At 29.5% G+C, this 8,696-nt stretch carries 11 protein-coding genes and 1 pseudogene; all 12 read right to left on the reverse strand.

Annotated features, from left to right (window positions below; genetic code table 11):
- Positions 1 to 398 precede the first annotated feature (398 nt).
- Positions 399 to 842: a GNAT family N-acetyltransferase gene (locus KQA_RS0217770; protein ID WP_010182970.1), complete on the reverse strand. Its 444-nt coding sequence runs from the start codon at positions 840 to 842 to the stop codon at positions 399 to 401.
- Positions 843 to 1,085: 243 nt separating this feature from the next.
- Complete coding sequence (locus KQA_RS0217775) at positions 1,086 to 1,778, reverse strand: hypothetical protein (RefSeq protein WP_010182971.1); 693 nt, start codon at positions 1,776 to 1,778, stop codon at positions 1,086 to 1,088.
- Between the two features lie 381 nt (positions 1,779 to 2,159).
- Positions 2,160 to 2,894: a hypothetical protein gene (locus KQA_RS0217780; RefSeq protein ID WP_157366767.1), complete on the reverse strand. Its 735-nt coding sequence runs from the start codon at positions 2,892 to 2,894 to the stop codon at positions 2,160 to 2,162.
- Positions 2,895 to 3,256: 362 nt separating this feature from the next.
- Positions 3,257 to 3,484, reverse strand: a pseudogene (locus KQA_RS20850) (type II toxin-antitoxin system RelE/ParE family toxin); the annotation flags it as partial.
- A gap of 71 nt (positions 3,485 to 3,555) precedes the next feature.
- Positions 3,556 to 3,804, reverse strand: a complete 249-nt coding sequence (locus tag KQA_RS0217785; RefSeq protein WP_010182973.1) for a type II toxin-antitoxin system ParD family antitoxin — start codon at positions 3,802 to 3,804, stop codon at positions 3,556 to 3,558.
- A gap of 441 nt (positions 3,805 to 4,245) precedes the next feature.
- On the reverse strand, positions 4,246 to 4,551 hold the full coding sequence (locus tag KQA_RS0217790) for a type II toxin-antitoxin system RelE/ParE family toxin (protein ID WP_010182974.1): 306 nt from the start codon (positions 4,549 to 4,551) through the stop codon (positions 4,246 to 4,248).
- Positions 4,544 to 4,783 carry a ribbon-helix-helix domain-containing protein gene (locus KQA_RS0217795; protein ID WP_010182975.1) on the reverse strand — a complete coding sequence of 80 codons (240 nt, stop codon included), beginning with the start codon at positions 4,781 to 4,783 and terminating at the stop codon, positions 4,544 to 4,546. Before KQA_RS0217795 ends, KQA_RS0217790 begins: the two co-directional genes overlap by 8 nt.
- Positions 4,784 to 4,917: 134 nt before the next feature.
- On the reverse strand, positions 4,918 to 5,061 hold the full coding sequence (locus KQA_RS20925) for a type II toxin-antitoxin system HigB family toxin (RefSeq protein WP_262482172.1): 144 nt from the start codon (positions 5,059 to 5,061) through the stop codon (positions 4,918 to 4,920).
- A 102-nt stretch (positions 5,062 to 5,163) separates the two neighbouring features.
- The gene (locus KQA_RS0217800) at positions 5,164 to 6,126 is read right to left on the reverse strand and encodes a Fic family protein (RefSeq protein ID WP_010182976.1); all 963 of its coding nucleotides are present in this window, start codon (positions 6,124 to 6,126) and stop codon (positions 5,164 to 5,166) included.
- 181 nt (positions 6,127 to 6,307) lie between these two features.
- On the reverse strand, positions 6,308 to 7,312 hold the full coding sequence (locus KQA_RS0217805; RefSeq protein ID WP_010182977.1) for a GmrSD restriction endonuclease domain-containing protein: 1,005 nt from the start codon (positions 7,310 to 7,312) through the stop codon (positions 6,308 to 6,310).
- 3 nt (positions 7,313 to 7,315) lie between these two features.
- Entirely contained in the window at positions 7,316 to 7,921 is a 606-nt protein-coding gene (locus KQA_RS19280) for a hypothetical protein (protein ID WP_010182978.1), read from the reverse strand.
- Positions 7,922 to 8,164: 243 nt separating this feature from the next.
- A partial coding sequence (locus KQA_RS0217815; RefSeq protein ID WP_010182979.1) for a hypothetical protein occupies positions 8,165 to 8,696 on the reverse strand: 532 nt, incomplete at its 5' end.

Raw genomic sequence — 8,696 nt, forward strand, 5'->3', positions numbered from 1 at the left:
TTGAAGAACTACTTCCCGGATATCAAGAAAATATTACAGTGTAGTTGATCGGATGGTTACTTTATCGATGGAATAAATTTTAAACAATTAGGAATGTCTCCGGTTTTGTAATTAGTAATTTTCCATAGTTTTTTTTGGTTTCCTTTAGAATACTTTTTTTGAGCATTACATGTTACCGATAGCATGCAAATTAGTATTAATATGGTAGAGCTTATTTGACGCATTAGTTGTATTTGAGTAGTTTATTGTAAAGATACTATTTTTAAGCCCTCATAATTTCACAAGTTTACTTTTTAAAGCATAAGCTAAGACTTCTTAGAATTGTTTATTTTAAAGCTTATTTTTTAAAATTAAGGGCTTTTGGAATAGTTAGCTTTTTTTGCATTAGTTTTATTTACTCAGTTATATACATTTGGGTTATGTTTCTCCATATAAAATTCAGGCTTAGGTATTTCAGTAAACCCAAATTTTTTGTAAAGCCATTCCGCTGTGTCAGTTAATAAAATCCAGCGTCTTAATCCTTGAAGATTAGGGTGCTCCATTATTTCATTTATCAGCCATTTACTTAACCCCTTTCCTCTATATTCTTTGAGAACATAAACATCTCCTAAATATGCAATAGTTGAATAGTCCGAAATTATTCTAGCAAAGCCAATTTGCTTGTTTTGGTAATAAAGTCCAAAATTTAAAGAGTTTTCAATTGATGTTTTCAAAGTATTGATTGGAATTCCGTTAGCCCAATCAGTTTCATTTGCAAGGAATTTGTGAATGCTCAAAATATCTAATTTATCCTTGTCAGTTGAAATGGTATATTGATTTCTATGAGCTTCTCTAATTTTCATTTCAATTTTCTTAGTTAATGCTAATGTGTGTGTATTTGCTTGTAACTAACTTAATTCAAAGTAGCGACTAATCAAAATGATATGTATGACTTAAATGATAAATTTTATTATTGATTAGATAAACTATTTGACATGAAAATATGTGTTGAGCCTGTCTGCCAAGTACGCGACCCTTACGTTTGGAGGTGTGAAAGGCGTACGCTCCTCAATTATGGGGAGAGCGGTTTACTTGACTAGAAAATGTTATTTTAAGTTTTTATCTATAAATTTTGATATAATCAATTCGTTATTTTTTATTGCTTTATGAATAGATTTTTTTCCTTTAAAATCAAGATAGTAACCTCCATAAACTAAGTGGTTTTTGATGTTTATAATGTTATAAGCATATACTTTTATATCATTATGATCATTTAGAAAAGGTTTAATTATTTGTATTGCGGTATATGCATTATCATGGCTTTTATAATCTCTTAGGAAATAGAATTTTTCTGGCTTTATAAATGTAGAATCTTTATGAGCTTTTTTTATAGTTTCGTCGATGTCAAGCATTTCAACATTAGCTTTGTCAAGGTGTATATTAAAGATTCTCTGCATATCATTATTTTTGATTTTCCATTTCTGTTCATGATTTCGAATGAAAAATATAGAATAATTGTCAAAGTCGATATATTCTAGACTATCTACATTAATTTGAGCTATTTCATTTGGTATATAAACTCCAAGTATTTTGGTTCCATCTTGTGCCTCTGCGTCAAATCGCCTTTTAATTTCAGAGTTTGAATAAGATTCTGTCCATTTTAATAATTGAGGAAGTTCTATTTCGATTTCTTCAATCTCATTTTTTTCTGTTGAATAAATAAGGCTATTATCTGCCTTTTTTTTGCAGTTAATAAAACAAAGAGGAATCAGTACTAATGATAGTATATATTTAGACATACTTGATTTTAATATTTGCTAATGGTCTTGTGTTTGAAACCTAGCGAACAAAAAGACACTAACTTTTCGGATTAACACAGAGCCGAATTTTATATTTTATTTTTTCTCTTTTAAAAGCCAATTTGAAAATTTTGCGGACTTTCTAAATATTCACAAACCTTTCAGTTAAGCAGTTAATAGCTATGTTTTATACATTGTGTGTGCCTTGAATAGTAAATATAATTCATTTACAGAATGTCCTAAAGGGTGAGAGTTCCTAATATGAAAAAGTAAGGCTCCTAAGTAATTTAAGTGGTAAGGTTGACTGAGGGGGATAAAATAAACCCACCAAGTATGCGGTCCGTAAGCTTGGTGGTGTGAGAGTCGTTTACTCGATTAGTCCTAGTTTATTTTTTTATAGTTCTGTTTTTTAGCAAATCCTTTGACAGCAATACCAACACTAAACTCAAAATATCCTTTGCCTAACTCTGGATGAATTTTAGATAGATCAGTAGTGGCATATCCAATATCTATAAAAGCTGCTATATAACTAAAATCCTGAAATTCGAAGTATTTGTTAAATGTTGAGCCAAATAAAAAACCTCCAGCTCTTTTTTCAAAAGCAAAGGTTTCGCCTAATTCGTCTTCATTAATAACTTTTAAAAGTGAACTATTGTAACCCAAATATGGTTCTATAGAGTATAGTTTTTTAAGATCAATTGAATATCCAGCATAGTAATCTAGTTTTATAATATTAACTTTTGCTGTTTCAGGTAAGGTTTTGTTTTCAACTTCTAGTTCTTGCTTAGGGTTAAAAGTCCAAGGTTTAAATCTAGCTCCTATGTTCAATTTGTCATAGGCAATAGAAAGATTAAAATTAGGTCCTCCATGATTACCTATTACACTTTTGGTTTTATCATCATATTGATACCCCGATACACCAATACCTAATCTAACTCCTAAATTCTTTCTACTAACACATTTTAGAGCTTTATACTCTTTGGTTTTATTTGATATTGTATCGAGGTCCGATAATAAAAAAATCTCCTTGGAGCATTTAGGTTTTTTATCAAAGATTTGTGCTGTAATAATATTTGTAAAAAAGGTTATGCAAATGAATAAAGCTATTCTAATCATTGTGGTTATTTTGTTTACGGCAAAAATGATTGATTTTTTATAAATAACACAACTTTTGGCTAGTTTAAATAGGGCTAACAATATATTTAAATTTAGCGTAAGCTTTTTGTTTTGTAATGAGATTCACATAATGTGTATACTTTAAATAGTGAATACATTTCATTAAAAGAATGTTTCAAAGGCTACGGTCTCTAAATAAGGAAGTAACAACCCTAAGTAAAAGAAGTGTCAAGGTTGGGAGGGATAACCAATAGCTGAGACAAAATAAACCAGCTAAGTGAGCGACCCTTAGGCTTGGTGATATGAGGCGTACGCTCCTCAATTATGCCGAGAGCCGTTTACTGGATTAATTACACTTATTTTTATTCGTTAAGTCGTGTTTCAATATCCATTTTCTGATGTAAAATCCTAATAACTTCAATTTCTTCTTTTTTTAGATTAATTTTATAGAAAATGAAATGAGATTTTATACGAGATCGGTAATAACTTTTTCTTACCTGATTATAATTCTTTCCCGACTCTGGGTTTTGGACCAGGTATTCGATTTCGTCTAATATAGAGTTGAAGTATCTGTCGGCTTGTTCTAGAGACCAGTTTTTGTATGTCTAAAGCCAAATATTCTCGATAACTCGATTTGCTTTTTGACTGATTTTGTATTGCATTATTCAGTCAGATGTTTTTTATGAAGGCTTTTCAAAAGTTTATTTCTATCAAAGTGCTCTACAAAACCTGATTTTTCTCCTTTTTTCAGTTTTTTTATTAATTCTGTCTTTTTTGATTCTTCGTGTTCGAACATTCTCAAAGCTGCTCTTACGACTTCACCTGCAGAAGAATACTTTCCTGTTTTGATTTGACGACTTATAAAATTGTCAAAATATTCTCCAAGTAATATTGATGTGTTTTTAGCCATAACTCAAAATAATACAACTTAAATATACCAACTATAGGTATCTGGCTATTTCGGAGTGACCATGCCAGTGATTTCGGTCAAACAGTGCCACTCATAGATGTATTGCAATTATAGTTAAAAATTAAGATTTATTGATTTTTTAAGCTTTTCTGGATAGTTCTTTGTTGCTTTTATATGTTGAGACAAAGCACTAAAAATCATTGTGTTTACACCTTATGCAGACCTTAGATAGTGAATACATTTCTTTAAAATAATGTCCCAAAGGCTGCGAGTTCCTAATATGAAGAAGTAATGCTTCTAAGTAAAGTAAGTGCTAAGATTGCTTGAGGTAACTTAATGACTGAAATGAAATAAGCCCGCCAAGTACGCGATCCATAGGCTTAGTGGAGTGAGCGACTTACGCTTCTTGATTATGGTGAGAGCTGTCAACTTACTCGATTATCAACTTTCATTATGTTCAAAGAATGTCTTTAAATCTTGTCGCCTTACAATAGCCATTATTTCTACAATATTTTCATTATTTAATTTATAATAAATGCTATCAACTCCACATGGGCAGCGTCTGTATCCACTTTTTATATAATCAACAGTTTCGAAAGAAAATGGTCTATTTGCTATAGTATTAAAACACTCAAAGAATGAATTAAAATATTTATCTGCTTGAGTCTCTCCAAATTTTTTAACTTCATATTTATAGATTCGTATTAAGTCATATTTGGCTTCGTTACTCAATTTATATTTAGCCATTCAGTCTTAATTTTGCTTCTGCTAATATATCTTGTTTTGAGTCATTTGTAAATCCACTTTGCTCAGTTCTATCAAGTTTAGCTCTAATCCAATCTATTTGAGTTTGCTGATTTCTAGCTTGTCTAATCAAGTCATTAATTAATTCACTTTTACTAGAATATTCTTTACTGTTTACCTGTGACTTTAACCATTCATCATTTGGTTGTGTGAAAGAAATGCTTTGTCTTATCATAATTAATGTAATTGGTTCGTAATTGAATCAAATTTACATCAATATTTTTTAAGGATAAATTTTTATAAGAATTTTATTGTTGATAACGTCAGTTTGTCTAAAACCTATTTTTAGGTTTAATTTAAGTTGATTTACTATAAAAAAAAGCGTGCATACGCAAGTTGATACTCAAAATTAGATTTAACAATCAGTCTGTATTCGTTTACTTTGATGTTAAATACAATTCGGTTATCTTTTAAAATACTTGCGCTTGGATATTCCGATTTGAGGTCGTTGATAGATAACTAATTTGATTTTTCGTTTTCGCGATACCACGTTTTCAATTGAAGTCCGCAGTGACCATCAGTTTCATTAAAAAGGTGTTTTTTAATGGTGAGCATCTAGTTGTTGTGTCCATTAATTTTATATATAGTTTTATTTTTTTCTCCTTCTCTTATAAAAATATTTAGTTCTATTCCTTTCTTTAAATCTCTACTTGCGGTTGATGATGATATGTCTTTGAAAGTATCCATATACACTTTACGAGTAAACTCTTTTATATCAAAAGAAATGAAATAATTAAGTCTCTGTTCTGTATTCCAATTTCTGTTATTGAAGTTGAGTAGCTCGGATAAAGATTTATTTATAACATCAAGCATATACTCAATAAGCAATGTAGATTTACCAGCTTTATCACAGTCTGCTAAAACTTTGTAATACTTGTCTTGATCTTTACTTATTAAAGTTTCAAAAGGGATATATTCAAAAACAGGGTATTTGGTCATTAGGATCAAAGTTTGCCACAACCTTCCCATTCTTCCATTACCATCAATAAATGGATGTATAAACTCCATTTCGTAATGGAATACACAACTTTTTATTAACTCAATTTCATCACTTTTTAAGTACTCAAACAAATCCTTCATTAAAAATGGTACATTTTGGTATGGTGGAGCTAAATGCTCTATTTTTGAACCTTTCACTATTCCAACGCCTTGTTTTCTATACTTTCCTGAGTCCACTATTAGATCATCCATTAAATTTTTGTGAGCATCCAGAAATGAACTTTCTTTAGTAGAATTATAATTTTTAATTAATTCATAGGTTTTTATGGCGTTAAGCACTTCTTTGATATCCTTTTCTGGCCCAAGAACTCTTTTATTTTCTAATAGAGCTGTTATTTGCTCCTCGGATAAGGTATTTCCTTCGATTTTTAAAGAAGAATGAATAGTTCTAATTTTATTTTGCTTTCGTAGAGTAGGAGATGGTTTGTCTAGGAAATTAGCATTTATCTCTCCTAATTTTTCTGAAATGCTACTTATCAATTTTAAAATAAGTGAAGTAATATCATAGGGTGGTTTCATTGTGATAGTATCATTTGATAGTATCAAAAATAATGTCTTTAAACTTGTAAATGAAGCATAATTAATTTTTTTTAGTGGCAGTTGGCTCAGAAGTCCTATTTAGGGACAACAATAAGACTAAATCGATAAAAAGAGAATGACTACATCAGTTTAGGGGTGAAATTCCCTTTTGCCTACTCGACTAGCTGTTGGCTATACCGGTAAACTCTTTCAATATTTCAGCTCTTCTGACTCTTGCATTTCGACTATTGGTTCCGGCATACATATTAGCATAATATAAAGCATAGGGATTATTATTTTTATTTTCTCTTTTATTAGCCATTACATTTTTTTCAAATTCGTTTAAGTCAACAACTAAATCATTGATGTTCTTATTACTCCATAAAAGCTCACAAAGCATAGTGAAATAATTCGATTTTCGAAACCACATAGAGTCTGATTCTAAACTACTGTTATTTATATCCAAAATAGTTTTGGATATCTTTTCTTTCATTGTTTCAAAATTATCGTATTCATTGTTAAATGATGCAATATATCTTTCTACTTCATTGTCAGAAGGAAAGTAACCACCTTCTTCTATTGTAGACATTATTAGAAGTACAAAATGTAAATCAGCCATTCTAGTTAATTCACTTTCACTAAAAATTGGCACTTTGAATTCAATGTCTTCGAAAATTTTCAATATTTCTTTGGCACATTTTATGAACTGTCCGTCATAAATAGCATTATTAATTTCAATAGCAGTTAATGTGAATTTTGTTGAATTTATTCTATGAAAAATTTCAATCATTGTTTCAGGAGATACATCTTTTAAATCTCTTACAGTAACATCATAATTAAGAAAATCTGTCTTTTCAGGGTTAGATAAACTTGAAAACTTAGGAATATTTTTTTCAAAACTATGAGTACCTTCAATATACCTTTTAATAGTAGTTAATCTTTGCTGTCCATCAACTACAACATTTTGAGTAGAAAGTGTTTCTAAGTCAATTCCTTTTTGTGAAATATAAATTTCAGGAAATGGATAGCCATCTAATATTGTTTTAATAAAATTCTCCATATGTTCTGGAGTCCAGACAAAACCTCTTTGGAATTCTGGCTGTAGAATTAATTCACTTCGTTGAATTTTTCCAATTAAATCCGAAATAGTTTTTTTATCCGGTTGAGCTTGAATTTGTTTTGCCATTGTTTAGTTTATTATTGTTTTTTGAAGCTGGTTTATACTGCTTTTGTAATATTTTTCAGCAAAAGATTGATTTTTGAATAAACCAGCTTTTACTTTATAATTTCCTACTTCTGAATTACCATAAGACATTGTTTTAAAAAAATTGTCCCACTGCTCTCTGATTTCTTTAAATTCAGTTGTATTTGAAGGAAGTAAGTCAGGTCTCATCCATCCAGTACTAAAATATTTTACAAATTTCACATATCTATTGTATTGGTCTTTTCTTAAAAGAATTTCTCGATAACGTATTTTATATGTGTAATCAGAAATAAGTTCAAAAAATTGGTCAAATAAATTTTCATTACATAAAGTAACGTCTATATCAGATTCATACGAAAATTCAGTAAATTTATAAGGACTAAAGCCAAAGCGAGAAGAACCAACAATATTTACATCGTTGTATTGTATATTAAAGTTATCTGCAATTTTTTTTGAAAAATCATAATATTCGTGATCTCTGTCCTTAAAAACAAAGGGAGTTCCATTGAAAAAAAATTTTTGGACAAATGAAACTCTATCTTTATCGTTTGATATTTTCAAAAGCTCTTCTTTATATTCATCAATATTCATTATTTTTCATTTGTATTATATTGATATGAGTTTTTTTGCTTACAGCTAACGGCTAAGTGTATGAAACGTAGCGTATAAAAGATACTACATTTCGGGTTTAGTACAGAGCCAATTTTTTATATTTTGATTTAATTTTTTAGTTTTAAAGCCAAATTAAAAACTTGGCGGTCTCAGCAAATAGAATACAAGCCTTTCGGTTTAGCACTTAATTAGCTATGTTTTTTATACCTGTGTTGTGCGTAGTTATTTTTCAACATCACTTTTTTTATTTATTCCTAACATTTTAGCAATCTTATTTTTGAATGCTGATGAATATAAATGTTGACCAATTGTTCCCAGTATTATAAAAGCCCATACTGCTATAATTAAAAGAACAAATTGTAGGATTATCAGTCCAAGTCCTAATTTTCCTGTAGTTTCAAAAACTCCTATTATTACTACAGAAGGTATTAATCCTAAAACTATAATCAGAGCTGATAGTAATCCAAAACGTTGATATTCGAACGAATGTTCTTGTGCAGAAACTCCCATTATTAATTTTACAATTGTTTGTCCAAATAAAATAGCAGAAGCTAAAGACCAATCAGCTGTTTGTAATAAATCCGAAAAATTTTCTTTATTTAGATTTATAATTAAAATTACAATAAATGGCAAAAATATAAATGACAATTCCCCTATAATTGCAGGTTTTTCCTTGTCGTATTCACCGTAAGGTTTTTTATTCGCTATCAGGTTTAATACCTCGAGGCTTGCCTCGTTAATTATTACTATTTTG

It is taken from the genome of Aquimarina agarilytica ZC1 (assembly GCF_000255455.1).
Lineage (GTDB): Bacteria > Bacteroidota > Bacteroidia > Flavobacteriales > Flavobacteriaceae > Aquimarina > Aquimarina agarilytica.